General features: G+C 66.0%; 17 protein-coding genes and 1 tRNA gene. 14 read left to right on the forward strand and 4 right to left on the reverse strand.

All coding sequences use genetic code 11. From position 1 onward, the window contains the following. Positions 1-25 precede the first annotated feature (25 nt). From boxC to AC1RQK_RS03410, 14 genes are all read left to right on the forward strand, one after another. Complete coding sequence (boxC, locus tag AC1RQK_RS03345) at positions 26-1,714, forward strand: 2,3-epoxybenzoyl-CoA dihydrolase (RefSeq protein ID WP_492807662.1); 1,689 nt, start codon at positions 26-28, stop codon at positions 1,712-1,714. A 76-nt stretch (positions 1,715-1,790) separates the two neighbouring features. Next, a complete protein-coding gene (gene boxB, locus AC1RQK_RS03350; protein WP_174422703.1) occupies positions 1,791-3,215 on the forward strand; it encodes a benzoyl-CoA 2,3-epoxidase subunit BoxB in 1,425 nt (474 codons plus the stop codon). A gap of 84 nt (positions 3,216-3,299) precedes the next feature. After that, entirely contained in the window at positions 3,300-4,538 is a 1,239-nt protein-coding gene (gene boxA, locus AC1RQK_RS03355) for a benzoyl-CoA 2,3-epoxidase subunit BoxA (protein ID WP_492372779.1), read from the forward strand. Between the two features lie 233 nt (positions 4,539-4,771). Continuing rightward, complete coding sequence (locus AC1RQK_RS03360) at positions 4,772-5,161, forward strand: MbcA/ParS/Xre antitoxin family protein (RefSeq protein WP_043345277.1); 390 nt, start codon at positions 4,772-4,774, stop codon at positions 5,159-5,161. Further along, complete coding sequence (locus tag AC1RQK_RS03365) at positions 5,121-5,873, forward strand: RES family NAD+ phosphorylase (protein ID WP_492807665.1); 753 nt, start codon at positions 5,121-5,123, stop codon at positions 5,871-5,873. The genes AC1RQK_RS03360 and AC1RQK_RS03365 overlap by 41 nt, the downstream gene beginning before the upstream one ends. A 123-nt stretch (positions 5,874-5,996) precedes the next feature. Next, positions 5,997-6,072: transfer RNA gene (locus tag AC1RQK_RS03370), tRNA-Met, on the forward strand. 203 nt (positions 6,073-6,275) lie between these two features. Next, positions 6,276-6,860: an NUDIX hydrolase gene (locus AC1RQK_RS03375; RefSeq protein WP_174422706.1), complete on the forward strand. Its 585-nt coding sequence runs from the start codon at positions 6,276-6,278 to the stop codon at positions 6,858-6,860. Between the two features lie 28 nt (positions 6,861-6,888). Continuing rightward, positions 6,889-7,629 (forward strand): leucyl/phenylalanyl-tRNA--protein transferase, encoded by a 741-nt coding sequence (gene aat / locus AC1RQK_RS03380; RefSeq protein WP_492807666.1) that lies wholly within the window; start codon positions 6,889-6,891, stop codon positions 7,627-7,629. Between the two features lie 91 nt (positions 7,630-7,720). Beyond that, the gene (locus AC1RQK_RS03385; protein WP_492807668.1) at positions 7,721-8,566 is read left to right on the forward strand and encodes an arginyltransferase; all 846 of its coding nucleotides are present in this window, start codon (positions 7,721-7,723) and stop codon (positions 8,564-8,566) included. A gap of 101 nt (positions 8,567-8,667) precedes the next feature. Then, the gene (locus tag AC1RQK_RS03390; RefSeq protein WP_492807670.1) at positions 8,668-9,702 is read left to right on the forward strand and encodes a quinone-dependent dihydroorotate dehydrogenase; all 1,035 of its coding nucleotides are present in this window, start codon (positions 8,668-8,670) and stop codon (positions 9,700-9,702) included. 58 nt (positions 9,703-9,760) lie between these two features. Next, the gene (locus tag AC1RQK_RS03395) at positions 9,761-10,819 is read left to right on the forward strand and encodes an aldo/keto reductase (RefSeq protein ID WP_492807672.1); all 1,059 of its coding nucleotides are present in this window, start codon (positions 9,761-9,763) and stop codon (positions 10,817-10,819) included. 323 nt (positions 10,820-11,142) lie between these two features. Then, positions 11,143-12,114: an ABC transporter substrate-binding protein gene (locus AC1RQK_RS03400; RefSeq protein ID WP_492807674.1), complete on the forward strand. Its 972-nt coding sequence runs from the start codon at positions 11,143-11,145 to the stop codon at positions 12,112-12,114. Between the two features lie 153 nt (positions 12,115-12,267). Beyond that, on the forward strand, positions 12,268-13,164 hold the full coding sequence (locus tag AC1RQK_RS03405; protein ID WP_492375942.1) for an ABC transporter permease: 897 nt from the start codon (positions 12,268-12,270) through the stop codon (positions 13,162-13,164). Between the two features lies 1 nt (position 13,165). Then, entirely contained in the window at positions 13,166-13,960 is a 795-nt protein-coding gene (locus AC1RQK_RS03410) for an ABC transporter ATP-binding protein (protein WP_492807676.1), read from the forward strand. 91 nt (positions 13,961-14,051) lie between these two features. Here the strand turns inward: AC1RQK_RS03410 and AC1RQK_RS03415 are convergent, their stop codons facing one another. The 4 genes from AC1RQK_RS03415 to AC1RQK_RS03430 are packed head-to-tail and all read right to left on the reverse strand — an operon-like array spanning position 14,052 to position 16,665. Continuing rightward, positions 14,052-14,327 (reverse strand): hypothetical protein, encoded by a 276-nt coding sequence (locus AC1RQK_RS03415; RefSeq protein WP_492807678.1) that lies wholly within the window; start codon positions 14,325-14,327, stop codon positions 14,052-14,054. Continuing rightward, positions 14,327-15,736, reverse strand: a complete 1,410-nt coding sequence (locus AC1RQK_RS03420; protein ID WP_492807679.1) for a LutB/LldF family L-lactate oxidation iron-sulfur protein — start codon at positions 15,734-15,736, stop codon at positions 14,327-14,329. Before AC1RQK_RS03420 ends, AC1RQK_RS03415 begins: the two co-directional genes overlap by 1 nt. A 41-nt stretch (positions 15,737-15,777) precedes the next feature. Further along, the gene (locus AC1RQK_RS03425; RefSeq protein WP_150987773.1) at positions 15,778-16,503 is read right to left on the reverse strand and encodes a (Fe-S)-binding protein; all 726 of its coding nucleotides are present in this window, start codon (positions 16,501-16,503) and stop codon (positions 15,778-15,780) included. Between the two features lie 33 nt (positions 16,504-16,536). Next, the gene (locus AC1RQK_RS03430; RefSeq protein WP_492807681.1) at positions 16,537-16,665 is read right to left on the reverse strand and encodes a hypothetical protein; all 129 of its coding nucleotides are present in this window, start codon (positions 16,663-16,665) and stop codon (positions 16,537-16,539) included. Positions 16,666-16,732: the final 67 nt, after the last annotated feature.

A 16,732-nucleotide genomic window follows, 5' to 3' on the forward strand; every position in this document is an offset into this window, starting at 1 on the left:
AATATAATGCATAAAGGAGACCACGATGTCCGCCCCGGCCACTCCCACCGCCACGACGATTGAGCAAGCCCCCGTCACCTTTGAGCGCGACCCCGCGCAGTACCGCCACTGGAAACTGACGTTCGCGGGCCCGGTGGCCACGCTGTCCATGGATGTCGACGAAGACGGCGGCCTGCGCCCCGGCTATGCCCTCAAGCTGAACTCCTACGACCTCGGCGTGGACATCGAACTGCACGACGCCGTGCAGCGCATCCGCTTCGAGCACCCGGAAGTGCGCACCGTGGTCCTCACCAGCGCCAAGGACCGCATTTTCTGCTCAGGCGCCAACATCTTCATGCTCGGCAAGTCATCGCACGCCTGGAAGGTGAACTTCTGCAAGTTCACCAACGAAACCCGCAATGGCATCGAGGACGCCAGCCGCCACTCTGGCCTGAAGTTCATCGCGGCCTGCAACGGCACCACCGCCGGCGGCGGCTATGAGCTGGCCCTGGCCTGTGACGAGATCGTGCTGGTCGACGACCGTTCCTCCGCCGTCAGCCTGCCCGAAGTGCCGCTGCTGGGCGTGCTGCCTGGCACCGGCGGGCTCACGCGCATCACCGACAAGCGCCGGGTGCGGCGCGACCACGCCGACATCTTCTGCACCACCACCGAGGGCGTGCGTGGGCAGCGGGCGCACGACTGGAAACTGGTCGATGCCGTGGTCAAGCCGGCGCGCTTCGCGGAACATGTGCAACAGCGCGCGCTTGCGCTTGCCGCGCAGAGCGACCGGCCCGCCGGCCAGGATGGCGTGAAGCTCACGCCACTGTCGCGCAGCCAGGATGCGCACGGATACCGCTATGAAACGGTCCAGGTGCATATCGACCCGCATGCCCGCAAGGCCACGCTGACGGTCTTCGGCCCGACCAAGCACCAGCCGCAGGCGCTGGCCGCGATCCTTGCCGCCGGCGCCGACTGGTGGCCGCTGAAGATGGCGCGCGAGCTCGACGACGCCATCCTCACGCTGCGCGCCAACCATCTCGACATTGGCATGTGGATCCTCAAGACCGAAGGCGATCCCCATCAGGTGCTGGCCACCGATGCGCTGCTGGATGCGCATGCCGGGCACTGGTTCGTGCGCGAAACCATCGGCATGCTGCGCCGCACGCTGGCGCGCCTGGAGGTGTCGTCGCGCACGCTGTTTGCGCTGATCGAGCCGGACTCCTGCTTTGCCGGCACGTTGCTAGAGCTGGCCCTGGCCGCCGACCGCAGCTACATGCTGCACCTGCCCGACGCGCCGGACGATGCACCGCGCGTGTTCGCCAGCGCCGCCAACTTCGGCCGCTATCCGGCCGTCAACGGGCTGACCCGGCTGGCCGCGCGTTTCTACCAGGACGAGGTGGCGGTCCAGGCCGTGCAGGACCATATCGGCGCGCCGCTCGACGCCATCAACGCCGCCTCGCTCGGCCTCGTCACCGCCACGCCCGACGACATCGACTGGGAAGACGAGATCCGCATTGCCATCGAGGAGCGCGCCAGCCTGTCGCCGGACGCCTTGACGGGACTCGAAGCCAACCTGCGCTTCGGGCCGGTGGAGACCATGGAGACCCGCATCTTTGGCCGCCTCACCGCCTGGCAGAACTGGATCTTCAACCGGCCAAATGCGGTGGGCGAGCAAGGCGCGCTCAAGGTGTTCGGCTCGGGCAACAACGCCCGCTTCGACTGGGACCGCGTCTGAGCCCGTTTGCCCATCCGGGCCAGCCGTCCGCGCAACAAGAAACAAAAAACAAGAAACAAGACAAGGAGACAACCCCGTGAGCATCGACTACAGCCAGAAGATCCCGAACAACGTCAACCTGTCCGACGACCGCGCGCTGCAACGCGCGCTCGAGCACTGGCAGCCCGCCTTTCTCGACTGGTGGCGCGACATGGGACCCGAAGGCTCGCACCAGCACGATGTCTACCTGCGCACGGCGGTCTCGGTCGATCCTTCCGGCTGGGCGCATTTCGACCACGTCAAGATGCCCGACTATCGCTGGGGCATCTTCCTCCAGCCCGCCGACCCTGCACGCCGCATTCATTTCGGCGAGCACAAGGGCGAAGCGGCCTGGCAGGAAGTGCCGGGCGAGCATCGCGCCAACCTGCGGCGCATCATCGTCACCCAGGGCGACACCGAGCCGGCCTCGGTGGAGCAGCAACGCCACCTGGGCATGACCTGCCCCTCGCTCTACGACCTGCGCAACCTGTTCCAGGTCAATGTGGAAGAAGGCCGCCACCTGTGGGCCATGGTGTACCTGCTGCATCGCCATTTTGGGCGCGACGGGCGCGAAGAGGCCGAGGCGCTGCTGGGACGGCGTTCCGGCGACGAGGACAACCCGCGCATCCTGGGCGCCTTCAATGAGCGCACGCCCGACTGGCTGGCCTTCTTCATGTTCACCCACTTCACCGACCGCGACGGCAAGTTCCAGCTCTGCGCGCTGGCCGAATCCAGCTTCGACCCGCTGGCGCGCACCACGCGCTTCATGCTGACCGAAGAAGCCCACCACATGTTCGTCGGCGAGTCCGGCATCTCCCGCGTGATCCAGCGCACCTGCGAAGTCATGCGCGAGCGCGACATCCAGGATCCCGCGGACGTGCGTGCTGCTGGCGTGATCGATCTCGATACCATCCAGCGCTACCTCAACTTCCACTACAGCGTGACCATCGACCTGTTCGGCGCCGACCAGTCGTCCAACGCCGCCACTTTCTACAGCGCCGGGCTCAAGGGCCGCTTCGAGGAAGGCAAGCGTGGCGACGACCACGTGCTCAAGGGCGAGGTGTACCGCATCCTCGACGTCACCGACGGCCGCCTGGGCGAGCGTGAGGTGCCCATGCTCAACGCGCTCAACGAGGTGCTGCGCGACGACTACGTCAAGGACACGCTCGGCGGCGTGGCGCGCTGGAACAAGGTGATCGAAAAGCACGGCATCGCATTCCGCATGACAGTGCCGCACAAGGCATTCAACCGCAAGATCGGCAGCCTGGCCAACGTCCATGTCTCGCCGGCTGGCGAACTGCTCACCGAAGCGCAATGGCAGGCCGGCGAGCGCGAGTGGCTGGCAACCGACGAGGACCGCGCCTTCGTGGCCTCGCTGATGGGCCGGGTCACCGAGCCCGGCAAGTACGCCAACTGGATCGCTCCGCCGGTGGTGGGCGTCAACCGCCAGCCGATGGATTTCGAGTACGTGCGCTTCAACTGACCCTGACCAGCCCGGACTGACCCACGGGCAACATGCGGCGCAGCACCGGCGACAGACCGGCCGCGCGCCAAGGAGACCAAAGAGATGGGCGCCCCCGACATCATCAAGCAGCACCTGATCGACCCCGAGATCTGCATCCGCTGCAACACCTGCGAAGACACCTGCCCGATCGACGCGATCACCCATGACGACCGCAACTACGTGGTCAGGGCCGACGTGTGCAACGGCTGCGGCGCCTGCCTGGGGCCGTGCCCCACCGGCGCGATCGACAACTGGCGCACGATGCTCAAAAGCGCGGCCTATCCGATCGAGGCGCAGTTGCTATGGGACGAACTCCCCGCCAGCCTGCCCTTGCCGGCGGACGCGGGGCTCGATAGCGCGCCGGATCCGGCTTCACCGCCGCAGACCGGGCAGGAGCCGCAAACCCAGCAGGTGGAAACCAGCCGGCATACCTCGCCCAAGGCGCCGTGGTCGGCGGCGCATCCGTATGTCAACCTGCACGGCGTGCGCGCCCCCGTCACCGCCACCGTGGCCGGCAACTACCGCCTGACCGCCGACGACGCATCGAGCGATGTGCATCACATCGTGCTGGATTTCGGGCAGCACTATTTCCCGGTGCTGGAAGGCCAGGCCATCGGCATCGTGCCGCCCGGCACCGACGCCAACGGCAAGCCGCACTACATCCGCATGTACTCGATCGCCAGCCCGCGCGACGGCGAGCGGCCGGGCTACAACAACCTGGCGCTCACCGTGAAGCGCGTCGAGCAGGATCATGACGGGCAGCCTGTGCGCGGCGTGGCATCCAACTTCCTGTGCGATCTCGCGCGCGGCGACGAAGTGCGCGTGGTCGGCCCGTTCGGCACCACCTTCCTGATGCCCAACCACCGTGAAGCCAGCGTGATGATGATCTGCACCGGCACCGGCTCGGCCCCGATGCGCGCCATGACGGAGCACATGCGGCGCAACGTCGAGCAATTCGACGGACAGCGCCTGTTGTTCTTCGGCGCCCGCAACGCGCGGGAACTACCCTACTTCGGCCCGTTGATGAAACTGCCGCCGAGCTTCCTCGATATCCATCTCGCCTTCTCGCGCGATCCCGGCCAGCCCCGACGCTATGTGCAGGACGCCATCCGCGAAGCCGGCGCCCGCGTGGCGGCGCTGCTCAACGACCCGCACGGCCATGTCTACATCTGCGGCCTCAAGGGAATGGAAGACGGGGTGCTGGCTGCGTTCGCAGAGGTCTGCGCCAGCACCGGGCTGGCCTGGGGTGAACTGGAGGTTGCCATGAAGACAGAGGGACGGCTGCATATCGAGACGTACTGAGACGTACTGAGACGTACTGAGACGTACTGAGACATACTGATCCGGCGGAAGGCCTCGCTCCGTTGCGCCCCACACCCTCGCAACGCAGAGCGCCGCAGAAATGTCGTATACAGGACAAGTGCGCATTCTGCAGTGGGCGAGGCCACCAAACCATGCGGATAAAGATGGTGTTTTCCCGCTTCCCTTACGAAACGAACCGCCTATAATGTTTCTGAAGAAACAGGAGCGAGGCGATGCAACCCAAGCAAGTCCCGGAGCATCTTCCTGCCGGCAGTCCGGACCCCGGCACCACCCTCACCAAGGCGGTCATGCGTGCAGCCGGCTTTCTTGGCATCAGCCAGGCAGGCGTGGCCAACGTGCTGGGCATCAGCACCGCCTCTGTGTCCCGAATGGCTTCCGGGGGCTATGTGCTCGATGCGCATCGCAAGGAATGGGAGTTCGGCGTGCTGTTCGTGCGCCTGTTCCGCTCGCTCGACGCCATCCTCGGCCACAGCGACCAGGCCCGCCTCTGGCTGGCCAACGAAAACCTGGCGTTGGGTGGCAAGCCGCTCGACCTGATCCGCACAACAGAGGGCCTGGTACGTGTCGTTCACTATCTGGATGCCACCCGCGGTCGCGTCTGAGCGCAAGCCGTTTGCGCTCACGCTCTGGCGCGCGGTTGAGGCCCAGCATGTGGTATCGACCATGCCGCTGGTCGACAGCCTGGAGGAGCAGGCCGTGCTGGAAGCCGTGCTGGACGCCGGCAAGCCCGCGGTGCCCGCCGACGCACGCCACCTGCACTACCTTCTGTTCACGCCCTTTCGCTACCCGCCCTCGCCCTGGGGCTCGCGCTTTCGCGCCGAGCAGGATCCTGGCGTGTTCTACGGCGCGGACGATATTCGCACCGCCTGCGCGGAACTGGGCTACTGGCGCTGGCGCTTCCTGCTCGACAGCCCGGCGCTGCCCCGCATCGACGCCCGGCCCCATACCTTGTTCCAGGTGAGCGTGCGCACCGAAGGCATCGCGCTCGACGCCCCGCCCTTTGCCGAAGACGCAACGAAGTGGACCGATCCCGACCACTATGATGCCTGCCAGGCCTTGGCCCGCACGGCCCGGGAAGCTGGCCTCGGCATGATCCGCTACACCTCGGTGCGCGACCCGGAGCACGGCGCCTGCGCCGCACTGCTAACCCCGCGCGCCTTCGCCGAACCCCAGCCACGCGTCACCACCACCTGGATGCTGACCGTGCGGCCTGACCGCGTCATCTGGCAACGCGACGACCTGCTGCAGCGGGACAGCTTCCAGTTTGCCGCCAGCGTCTGGCAGCGCAGCAAGGCCAGTCCCGCCCCTGCCTGAACCCCCGCGCGCCATTGCGGCCGCGATCCTTATCGGGGCGAGTTCTTGCGCCCTTCGCCATTCTGGCGCAATTGGCTGTTGCACCGCGGTAGGATTTGCCTTATAATCTTTTTCTTCGACGGACGCGGGGTGGAGCAGTTGGCAGCTCGTCGGGCTCATAACCCGAAGGTCGCAGGTTCAAGTCCTGCCCCCGCAACCAAACGCCTGCATGCCAATGCAGTCACGGTCGAATGCAAAGCAAACCAACGCCCCAACGCCCAATTCCGGGCGTTTTTTGTTTTGTGCGCCGGGTGCTCGACTTCGGTGCGGTCCCGCGCGCTAGCCCACCCCAAACTCGCACCCCACCCCCGGCAGCCCCCATCGGCGGTGATACACTTTCGCCATTCCTCCCGGACGCCCCTCATGAAATTCTGCTCGAACTGCGGCCATGCGGTCGTGCTGCGCATCCCTGAAGGCGACTCGCGCCTGCGTTCAGTGTGCGACAACTGCAGCACCATCCACTACGTCAACCCGCGCAATGTGGTCGGCACCATTCCCGTGTGGGAGGACAAGGTCCTGCTGTGCAAGCGCGCCATCGAGCCGCGCTACGGCTTCTGGACGCTGCCGGCCGGCTTCATGGAGATCGGCGAGACCACCGCGCAGGGCGCCGCGCGCGAGACGCTGGAGGAGGCCGGGGCACGGGTGCAGGTCGGCGAACTGTTCTCGATCCTGAATGTGCCGCATGTGCATCAGGTGCACATGTTCTACCTGGCAACGCTGGAAGACCTGGACATCTCGGCGGGCGAGGAAAGCCTGGAGGTAAAGCTGGTCGAGGAAGCCGACGTACCCTGGGACGAACTGGCCTTCCCCACCGTAATCCATTCGTTGCGCTGCTTCTTCGCGGATCGCGCGGCGGGACGGCTAGCCGACGGCACCTTCCGCCTGCACAGCCTGGATATCGACAAGCCGATGCGCCCGCTGACCACCCGGGCCACGGTCGAACCCTGAACCCGGGCACGTTGCCCGCACTGCCCGCATGATCACCTGGCTGGATCCGCATGATCCGTTCCCGCCGGTCGAGCGTGCGCTCGGCCCGGGCTCCGACGCGCCCGGCCTGCTTGCGGCCAGCCGCGAGCTGTCGGCGCAGCGCCTGCTGCTGGCTTACCGCCAAGGCATCTTTCCCTGGTATGCCGAAGGCCAGCCGGTGCTGTGGTGGAGCACCGATCCCCGCATGGTGCTGCCGCCGCAGGCGCTGCGCGTTTCCAGCACCTTTCGCAAGACCCTCAAGCGCGTGCTGCGCGACCCCGACTGGGAAGTCCGCGTCGACGACGACTTTATCGCCGTCATGCAGGCCTGCGCCGAAACCCCGCGCGATGGCCAGCATGGCACCTGGATCACCGAGGACATCATCACCGCCTATGGCGCACTCCACCGCAATGGCCTGGCGCATTGCGTGGAGACCTGGTACCAGGGCGAGCGCGCGGGTGGCCTGTACGGCGTGGCGCTCGGGCGGATGTTCTATGGCGAATCGATGTTCGCGCGGCGCACCGATGCCTCCAAGATCGCCCTGGCCGCGCTGTGCGCGTTCCTCGGCAGCCACGGCGTGGCGATGATAGACTGCCAGCAGGAAACCGATCATCTGGCTTCGCTCGGGGCGAGCCCCATCCCGCGTGCGGAGTTCGCGGCCCATATCCGCATTGCCACCCGCCAGCCGGATATCGTGCCGTGGGGTTTTGACAAGACGGTGCTGCAGAGATGGACTCAGGTGCAGCCGTAGGGCGCACCGCATTGGCCACTCGCCGCAAGGCCTGGTCGCTGCGCCATCGGCTTTCCCGCGTTGCTGTTTCATCCCTGGCCGTTGCAGACACATGAGCAAGCTAAAGGAACTCCCCCTTTCCGCGTTGCAGTTTTACGCTACGGCACCCTACGCTTGCAGCTACCTCGATGGCCGCATGGCGCGCTCTCAGGTGGCCACGCCCGCCCACCTGATCAATGCCGATGTCTATTCGCGGCTGGTGCGCGCCGGCTTCCGGCGCAGCGGCATCTTTACCTACCGCCCCTATTGCGATGAATGCCACGCCTGCACGCCGTGCCGCGTGGTGGTCGACCAGTTCCGCCCTGACCGCAGCCAGCGCCGGGCCTGGCGCCAGCACGGCAGCCTGCAGGCGCTGGTGGCGCCGCTCACCTACGTGGAAGAGCATTATTCGCTCTACCTGCTGTACCAGTCGATGCGCCACGCCGGCGGCGGCATGGACCAGGACAGCCGCGACCAGTACGAGCAGTTCCTGCTGCAAAGCCGGGTCAATTCGCGGCTGGTGGAATTCCGCGAGCCGCCGGGCTCGGCCGAGGCCGGGCGGCTGCGCATGGTCAGCATGATCGATGTGCTCGACGATGGCCTGTCCTCGGTCTACACCTTCTACGACCCGCTGGAGGTGCACGCCAGCTACGGCACCTATAACATCCTGTGGCAGATCCAACAGGCCCGCGAACTCGCCCTGCCACACCTGTACCTGGGCTACTGGATCGCCGATAGCCGAAAAATGGCCTATAAGGCGCGCTACCAGCCGCTGCAGGTGCTGACCGCAAACCAGTGGCGCGCGTTCGATGCGGCGCCGGCGTCGCTGCGGGATGCGGCACCCGCCGTGACATCGCCCACCGCTGTGCCCGTCGTGCCGCCGCAGCCTGGCGACGAAGCCCCGGAAAACAGCCTGTAGCGGACAGCCTGCGCAAGTCATGCCCGCGCCAGCGGCGCAGTACCCGATCCGGCCCAACCGTTACAATGCCGCCTTGGTCCCGACTTCCAAGCTGATTCCCTGTGCTGAACGCGCTCTACCCCCTGTTTCGCCCCGCCCTGTTCTCGATGGATGCGGAGGACGCTCACCATTTCACCCTCAACAACCTGCTCCGCGCCAAGCGCATGGGGCTGGCGGGCTGCATCGGCAATACCATCGCCGATGACCCGCGCACGGTGATGGGCGTGCGCTTCCCCAACCCGGTTGGCCTGGCCGCCGGGCTCGACAAGGATGGCGCCTACATCGACGGGCTGGCCGCCTTCGGCTTCGGCTTTATCGAGGTAGGCACCGTAACGCCGCGCCCGCAGGCGGGCAACCCGCGGCCGCGCATGTTCCGCCTGCCGCAGGCGGATGCGCTGATCAACCGCATGGGCTTCAACAACGGCGGCGTGGATGCCTTTATCGCCAATGTGAACGCGTCGCGCTGGAAGGCCGAAGGCGGCGTGCTGGGCCTGAACATCGGAAAGAATGCCGATACGCCGATCGAGCACGCGGTGGACGACTACCTGCACTGCCTGGAACGGGTCTACCCGCACGCCAGCTACGTCACCGTCAATATCTCCTCGCCGAACACCAAGAACCTGCGCCAGCTGCAGGGCGCCAGCGAGCTCGACCACCTGCTCTCCACGCTCAAGGACGCACAGCAGCGCCTGGCCGACAAGTACAAGCGCTACGTGCCGCTCGCGCTCAAGATCGCGCCGGACCTCGATGCCGACCAGATCGGCAATATCGGCGATGCGCTGGTCCGCCACCGGATCGACGGCGTGATCGCCACCAACACCACGATCGCCCGCGACGCCGTCAAGGGCCTGCCGCACGGCGAGGAAGCCGGCGGCCTGTCGGGCCGGCCGGTGTTCGAATCCTCCACGCGCGTGGTCAAGAGCCTGCGCGCGGTGGTTGGGGACGCGGTGCCCATCGTAGGCGTGGGCGGCATCTTCAGCGGTGCCGATGCGCAAGCCAAGATCGCGGCCGGCGCGCAACTGGTGCAGGTGTACAGCGGGCTGATCTACCGCGGCCCGGTGCTGGTCAAGGAATGCGCCGCCGCGCTGCGCGCCTGACGGCCCCGGCCCAAACCCGTTTTTTGCGCCTTATCACCCCAGCCTCACAAGGATAGCCATGGAAACCACCCGTCTTGGCCGCAGCGACCTGCAGGTTTCGCGCATCTGCCTGGGCACCATGACCTTCGGCGAGCAGAACACCGAAGCCGAAGGCCACAGCCAGCTCGACTACGCGGTGTCGCGCGGCATCAACTTCATCGACACCGCAGAGATGTACCCGGTCAAGCCGCGTGCCGAGACCTATGGCAGCACCGAGCGCATCGTCGGCACCTGGCTCAAGCGCCAGCAGCGTGAGCGCGTCGTGCTGGCCACCAAGGTGGCGGGCCCGGCGCGCATGCCGTGGATCCGCAATGGTGGCGACCTGACCCCGGACAGCATCCGCGCGGCGGTGGACGCCTCGCTGGCGCGCCTGCAGACCGATTACATCGACCTGTACCAGATCCACTGGCCCGCTCGCAACGCGCCCATCTTCGGGCAAAAGCAGTTCGATCCGGCCAATGAGCGCGAGTGCGCCTCGATCCAGGCGCAGCTCGAAGCCATGGGCGAGCTGGTGCGCGCGGGCAAGATCCGCTATGTCGGCGTGTCCAACGAAACGCCGTGGGGCGTGGCCGAGTTCGTCAAGCAGGCGGAGCTGCACGGCCTGCCGCGCATCGCCACCATCCAGAACCCGTACAACCTGCTCAACCGCAGCTTCGAGCAGGGCCTGGACGAGGCGTGCTTTCGCACCGACGTGAGCCTGCTGGTATACAGCCCGCTGGCCTTTGGCCAGCTCACCGGCAAGTACCTCGGCGGCGACCTCGCCCACCCCGTGTTTGACGCGCAGGCCAAGGGCCGCCTGACGCGCTTCCCGCCCGACTGGAGCCCGCGCTACCTGCGCCCGGAAAGCCTGGCCGCGGCAGCCCGCTATGTGACGCTGGCACGCGAGCACGGCCTCTCGCCGGCAACGCTGGCGCTGGCCTGGAGCTACTCGCGCTGGTTCGCGGCGAGCACCATCATCGGCGCCACCTCGCTGGAACAACTGCGCGAGAACATCGATGCCTGGCAAACGCCGCTGCCTGAGGCGATCACCGCGGCCATCGCCCGCATCCACGCCGAAATCCACAATCCGGCGCAGTAACGTTTCCGCGTTCCAGGCACCAGCGACGGTGCGCCGCCCGGCGCCGCCCATGGCGCGCTCCGGGCCTGCCGTTTTCCCCTACTGACGCACTGGAACAGGGCAAAACCGGGCAAATTTCGCCTCGAAAATGGTATCCTCGCAGGCTTATCGCCGTCGTATCCGCTGTACAAGAGCGTCCTCCAGCCTGCCGCCTGGTGTATCGCCCACACAACGGACCGGCCGGTTGGCGCAGCGCGCCGCCGGGCAAGACGGCGGACCAGTTCTTATCGAGAACGAAACGCGGCTCATCACCCAGAACCCATATCCGGGGGAGATTAAAAATTATGAAGTGTCTCAAGACATCGACCAAGACCATCCTGGGCAGCGCCGTCGCCCTCGCGCTGCTGTACGGTGGCGCCGTGCAGGCCCAGACCGTCAAGGTGCTCTCGATCGTCGACCATCCCGCGCTGGACGCCATCCGCGATGGCGTGCGCGACGAGCTGAAGACCGCCGGCTTTGACGCCGACAAGAACCTGAAGTGGGAATACCAGAGCGCGCAGGGCAATACCGGCACGGCCGCGCAGATCGCCCGCAAGTTCGTTGGCGACCAGCCCAACGTGATCGTGGCCATCGCCACGCCGTCGGCCCAGGCCGTGGTGGCCGCCACCAAGTCGGTGCCGGTGGTGTACTCCGGCGTGACCGATCCGGTCGCCGCCCAGCTGGTCAAGAGCTGGAGCGCAACGGGCACCAATGTGACCGGCGTGTCGGACAAGCTGCCGCTGGACCGCCAGGTTGCCCTGATCAAGCGCGTGGTGCCCAAGGCCAAGACGGTCGGCATGGTCTACAACCCCGGTGAAGCCAACTCGGTGGTGGTGGTCAAGGAGCTGAAGGCGATGCTGGCCAAGGAAGGCATGACGCTGAAGGAAGCCGCCGCACCGCGCACGGTCGACATCGGCGCCGCCGCCAAGAGCCTGATCGGCAAGGTCGATGTGATCTACACCAACACCGACAACAACGTGGTGTCGGCGTACGAAGCCCTGGTCAAGGTTGCCAACGAGTCGAAGATCCCGCTGGTGGCTGCCGATACCGACAGCGTCAAGCGTGGCGCCATTGCCGCGCTTGGCATCAACTACGGCGACCTCGGCCATCAGACCGGCAAGGTGGTGGTGCGTATCCTGAAGGGCGAGAAGCCCGGCGCGATCGCTTCGGAAACCAGCGACAAGCTGGAGCTGTTCGTGAACACCGGCGCGGCCGAGAAGCAAGGCGTGACGCTGTCGCCCGAGCTGATCAAGGAAGCGAAGACCGTCATCAAGTAATCACGGCACGCTGACCCTGCGCGTTCTCGCGCAGGTGGCTCTATCCGAGCCCGCCCCCGGAAACGCCTGCGCCGCGCCGCCTGACCCGGGCAGCGTGCCAGGCGTTTTCAGATTCGGCCTCCCGTGCCGGACACAAGCAACTGGATTTCCCCCATGTCCCTCTTTTCCCTGCTGGGCGCCCTGGAGATCGGCCTGATCTTCAGCCTCGTCGCCCTGGGGGTGCTGATCTCCTTCCGCATCCTCAATTTCCCCGATCTGACGGTCGATGGCAGCTTCCCGCTGGGTGGCGCCGTGGCGGCCACGCTGATCGCCTCGGGCCAGGATCCGTTCATCGCCACCGCGCTGGCGATTGTTGCGGGCGCCTTTGCCGGCTTCGTCACCGGCTGGCTCAACGTGCGCCTCAAGATCATGGACCTGCTGGCCAGTATCCTGATGATGATCGCGCTGTACTCGATCAACCTGCGCATCATGGGCAAGCCCAATGTGCCGCTGATCACCGAGTCGACCATCTTCACCATCCTGCAGCCGGACTGGCTGCCCGACTACATGCTGCGCCCCGCGCTGCTGCTGATCGTGGTGGTCGTGGCCAAAGTTGGCCTGGACTGGTTCTTCTCCTCGCAGCTCGGCCTGGCCATGCGAGCCACCGGCGCCAATCCGCGCATGGCGCGCTCCCAGGGCATCGCCACCGGCCGCGCCACGCTGGCGGGCATGGCGCTGTCCAACGGCCTGGTAGCCCTCGCGGGCGCGCTGTTCGCGCAGACCCAGGGCGGCTCCGATATCTCCATGGGCATCGGCACCATCGTGATCGGCCTGGCCGCGGTGATCATCGGCGAGAGCATCCTGCCGGCGCGCCGGCTGGTGTACACCACGCTGGCCGTGGTACTGGGCGCCATCCTCTACCGCTTCTTCATTGCGCTGGCCCTGAACAGCGAGTTCATCGGCCTCAAGGCACAAGACCTGAACCTGGTCACTGCCGTACTGGTGACCGGTGCCCTGGTGTTGCCCGGGACCCGCAAGAAGCTGTTCGGCCGCAAGAACGGAGGTGCCTGAGATGCTGCGCGCACAAGACCTGAAACTCACCTTCAATCCCGGCACCCCGATCGAGACGCGCGCGCTGCGCGGCCTCAGCCTGGATATCCCGACGGGCCAGTTCGTTGCCGTGATCGGCTCCAACGGCGCCGGTAAATCCACCTTCCTCAATGCCATCAGCGGCGATCAGATGGTGGACACCGGGCGCGTCACGATCGACGACGTCGACGTCACGCGCAAGCCGGCCTGGGACCGCGCCCCGCTGGTGGCGCGCGTCTTCCAGGACCCAATGGCGGGCACCTGCGAGGCACTGACGATCGAAGAAAACATGGCGCTGGCCATGGCACGCGGCAGCCGCCGGGGCTTTCGCGCGGCGCTGAACAAGCCCTCGCGCGAGCTATTCCGCGACAAGCTGCGCCTGCTCAACCTCGGCCTGGAAAACCGCCTGACCGACCGCATCGGCCTGCTGTCGGGCGGCCAGCGCCAGGCCGTGAGCTTGCTGATGGCCTCGCTGCAGCCCTCGCGGATCCTGCTGCTGGACGAGCACACTGCTGCGCTGGACCCGAAGACCGCCGCCTTCGTGCTGGAGCTGACCGCCAAGATCGTGGAGCAAGCCAAGCTCACCACGATGATGGTCACGCACAGCATGCGCCAGGCGCTGGACTACGGGCAACGCACGGTGATGCTGCACCAGGGCCAGGTGGTGCTGGACGTGTCGGGCGACCAGCGCGCCGGGCTGGACGTGCCGGACCTGCTGCGCATGTTCGAGCAGACACGGCATGAGCAACTGGATGATGATGCCCTGCTGCTGGGCTGAGCCTCGCGCTTCGTTCGCTTAGCCACGCACCCATGCAAAAGGCCCCCGCTTGAGCGGGGGCCTTTTGCATTCGGGCACGGCGTGTGGCTGCTCAGGCTGTGGCCGCCTTGTCCAGCCAGCGCTTGAGCTGGTCGGTGACGGCGGTGCTCGAGAACGAGCAGCTATCCTGCGCGAATACCGCCGCCATCTCCAGCCGGCGCAGCAGCTCTTCCATCGCCTGCCCGAACATCGGCGGCAGCACCAGGCCGGGAGCTGCCTCGCGCCAGCTGCGCACCAGGCCATCGGCCGCGAGCTGGCCGCCGACGTGTTGTTCAAGTGCGGCGCGCATGGTTGCCAGCGCCGGTGCATTGTTCATGGTCGTGGCCATCAACGCGCCCTCCTTTCTTTGTAAAGTTCGCGGAACGTGCGTCCGCTCGGTGCCGGCAGGTCGCGGGTCTCGGTCCAGCCACGGCCCGCCATCGGCAAGCTGGCAATCAGCTTGCTGCTGCCGCCCATGCGCGCAAGCAAGCGCGCGCCGACGCGAGTGGCGAAGGCGTATAGCCCCGGGCGGCGCGCCACGTAGCCCCACACTTGCAGCCCGAGCCGCTCCTGCCAGGGACGCAGGCCACGCTCCATCTGCTTCTCGCGCAGCTTGCGCAGCAGGTCCGACAGCGGGATCGAAGCCGGGCACACGCGGTTGCATTCTCCGCACAGCGTGGCAGCCTGCGGCAGGTCCAGCGCATTGGCAATGCCGACATAGCTCGGCGTCAGCACGCTGCCCATCGGGCCCGGGTAGACCCAGCCATAGGCATGGCCGCCGATCTTCTGGTACACCGGGCAATGGTTCATGCAAGCGCCGCAGCGGATGCAGCGCAGCATGTCCTGGAAGTCGCCGCCGATCAGGCCGCTGCGCCCGCCGTCGACCAGCACGAAATACATATGCTCCGGGCCGTCACGCTCGCCCTCGGCGCGCGGGCCGGTCAGCAGCGAAAAGTAATTCGAGATGGCCTGCCCGGTGGCCGAGCGCGGCAGCAGCCGCATCACGGTAGCCAGGTCTTCCAGCGTCGGCAGCACCTTCTCGATGCCGGTCACGGCCACATGCACGCGCGGCATCACCGTGCACATGCCTTCGTTGCCTTCATTGGTCACCACCGCCACCGAGCCTGTTTCGGCAATGATGAAATTGCCGCCGGTCACGCCCATGTCGGCCGACAGGAATTCCGGCCGCAGCACTTCACGCGCCTCGCGCGTCATCTCCGAGATATCGGTCAGGCGCGGCTTGTGGTGGACCTTGGCGAAGAGATCGGCGATCTCTTCCTTGTCCTTGTGCACTACCGGGGCGATGATGTGCGACGGCGGCTCGGCATCGTTGATCTGCAGGATGTATTCGCCCAGATCCGTCTCGATGCTCTGCACGCCCATCTCGCCCAGCACCTGGTTCAGGCGCATTTCCTCGGTCACCATCGATTTGCTCTTGATGACCTTCTTCACGCCGTGCTTGTGCGCAATCTCGGCTACCAGCCGCGCGGCGTCGGCCGTGGTCTCGGCAAACAGCACGGTGGCGCCGCGGCGCGTGGCGTTTTCCTCGAAGGTGGCGAGCCAGACGTCGAGGTTCTGCAGCGCGCGGTCGCGGCGCTCCTTGAGTGCCTCGCGGGTGGCTTCGAAGTCGATGTCGCGGATGGCGTCGGCGCGCGCCGTGACGAATTTGGTGGAGAGCTTCTTGAGGTTCTGCTGCAGGCGCTGGTCGGCCAGCTTCTGGCCCGCGCGCGCTTTGAACTCCATGCTGCGAACTTGCATAGCGGGGATCTCGCTAAGGTTTGTTTTTCAGCTGGCCGGGATCAGGCATCACCGGCGAGCACTTGCGCGATATGCAGCACCTGGGTACGCGTGTCGCCGGTCCTGCGCAGGCGCCCCTCGATATTGAGCATGCAGCCGAGGTCGCCCAGCACCACGGCATCGGCACCGCTGGCCTTGATGTTGGCGCACTTCTCATCGACGATGGCCGTGGAGATATTGCCGTACTTGACCGAGAAGGTGCCGCCGAATCCGCAGCAAGCCTCGCAGTCCTTCATCTCGCTCAGCTGCACACCGGGCAATTGCGCCAGGAGAGCGCGGGGCTGGCTCTTGACGCCCAGTTCGCGCAAGCCGGAGCAAGAGTCATGGTAGGTAATGCGGCCCGTGAACTTTGAATCGAACTCGCCCAGCTTGGCCACATTGACCAGGAAATCGGTCAGCTCGAACACGCGGGAGCGCAGGCCTTCGTAACGGCCATTCAACTCGGGATCGTCGCCGAGCAGGTCCGCATAGTGGTGCAGCACCATGCCGCCGCAGGATCCGGACGGAATCACCACGTAGTCGAACATTTCGAACTCACGCAGGAATTTTTCCGCCAGGTCGCGCGATGCCGTGCGCTCGCCCGAATTGTAGGCAGGTTGCCCGCAACAGGTCTGGGCTTCGGGCACCATCACCTCGAAGCCAGCCTTCTCCAGCAACTTGAGCACCGAGAAGCCGATTTCCGGACGCATGAGGTCCACCAGGCAGGTGGCGAACAGACCAACTCGCATTGTTTCCCTTTTCCAGACCCCGAAACCCCGCAATTATGCGCCCTTGCGCACCGGCCAGCATACAAAAGCGTGCACGGCAGGGGTGAATTCGCCGCATTTTTGCATGCCTTTTTCGACACATTCGTCATCAGCAAAATCAGAAGATTCTTTCGGCAATGCCATTTCACCTATTGAAATTTTCACAATGCGAGATAGAATCAGGCAACCGCTTAATTTGCCGCACGGCAAC

The sequence above is a fragment of the Cupriavidus sp. GW822-FHT02D05 genome (genome assembly GCF_058802485.1).

Excerpts from the sequence above, each read along its gene's own strand:
- boxC (WP_492807662.1), top strand. The coding sequence starts at position 26 with ATGTCCGCCCCGGCCACTCCCACCGCCACGACGATTGAGCAAGCCCCC.
- boxA (WP_492372779.1), top strand. The coding sequence starts at position 3,300 with ATGGGCGCCCCCGACATCATCAAGCAGCACCTGATCGACCCCGAGATC.
- AC1RQK_RS03360 (WP_043345277.1), top strand. The coding sequence starts at position 4,772 with ATGCAACCCAAGCAAGTCCCGGAGCATCTTCCTGCCGGCAGTCCGGAC.
- AC1RQK_RS03375 (WP_174422706.1), top strand. The coding sequence starts at position 6,276 with ATGAAATTCTGCTCGAACTGCGGCCATGCGGTCGTGCTGCGCATCCCT.
- aat (WP_492807666.1), top strand. The coding sequence starts at position 6,889 with ATGATCACCTGGCTGGATCCGCATGATCCGTTCCCGCCGGTCGAGCGT.
- AC1RQK_RS03385 (WP_492807668.1), top strand. The coding sequence starts at position 7,721 with ATGAGCAAGCTAAAGGAACTCCCCCTTTCCGCGTTGCAGTTTTACGCT.
- AC1RQK_RS03395 (WP_492807672.1), top strand. The coding sequence starts at position 9,761 with ATGGAAACCACCCGTCTTGGCCGCAGCGACCTGCAGGTTTCGCGCATC.
- AC1RQK_RS03400 (WP_492807674.1), top strand. The coding sequence starts at position 11,143 with ATGAAGTGTCTCAAGACATCGACCAAGACCATCCTGGGCAGCGCCGTC.
- AC1RQK_RS03405 (WP_492375942.1), top strand. The coding sequence starts at position 12,268 with ATGTCCCTCTTTTCCCTGCTGGGCGCCCTGGAGATCGGCCTGATCTTC.
- AC1RQK_RS03410 (WP_492807676.1), top strand. The coding sequence starts at position 13,166 with ATGCTGCGCGCACAAGACCTGAAACTCACCTTCAATCCCGGCACCCCG.
- AC1RQK_RS03415 (WP_492807678.1), bottom strand. The coding sequence starts at position 14,327 with ATGGCCACGACCATGAACAATGCACCGGCGCTGGCAACCATGCGCGCC.
- AC1RQK_RS03420 (WP_492807679.1), bottom strand. The coding sequence starts at position 15,736 with ATGCAAGTTCGCAGCATGGAGTTCAAAGCGCGCGCGGGCCAGAAGCTG.
- AC1RQK_RS03425 (WP_150987773.1), bottom strand. The coding sequence starts at position 16,503 with ATGCGAGTTGGTCTGTTCGCCACCTGCCTGGTGGACCTCATGCGTCCG.
- AC1RQK_RS03430 (WP_492807681.1), bottom strand. The coding sequence starts at position 16,665 with ATGGCATTGCCGAAAGAATCTTCTGATTTTGCTGATGACGAATGTGTC.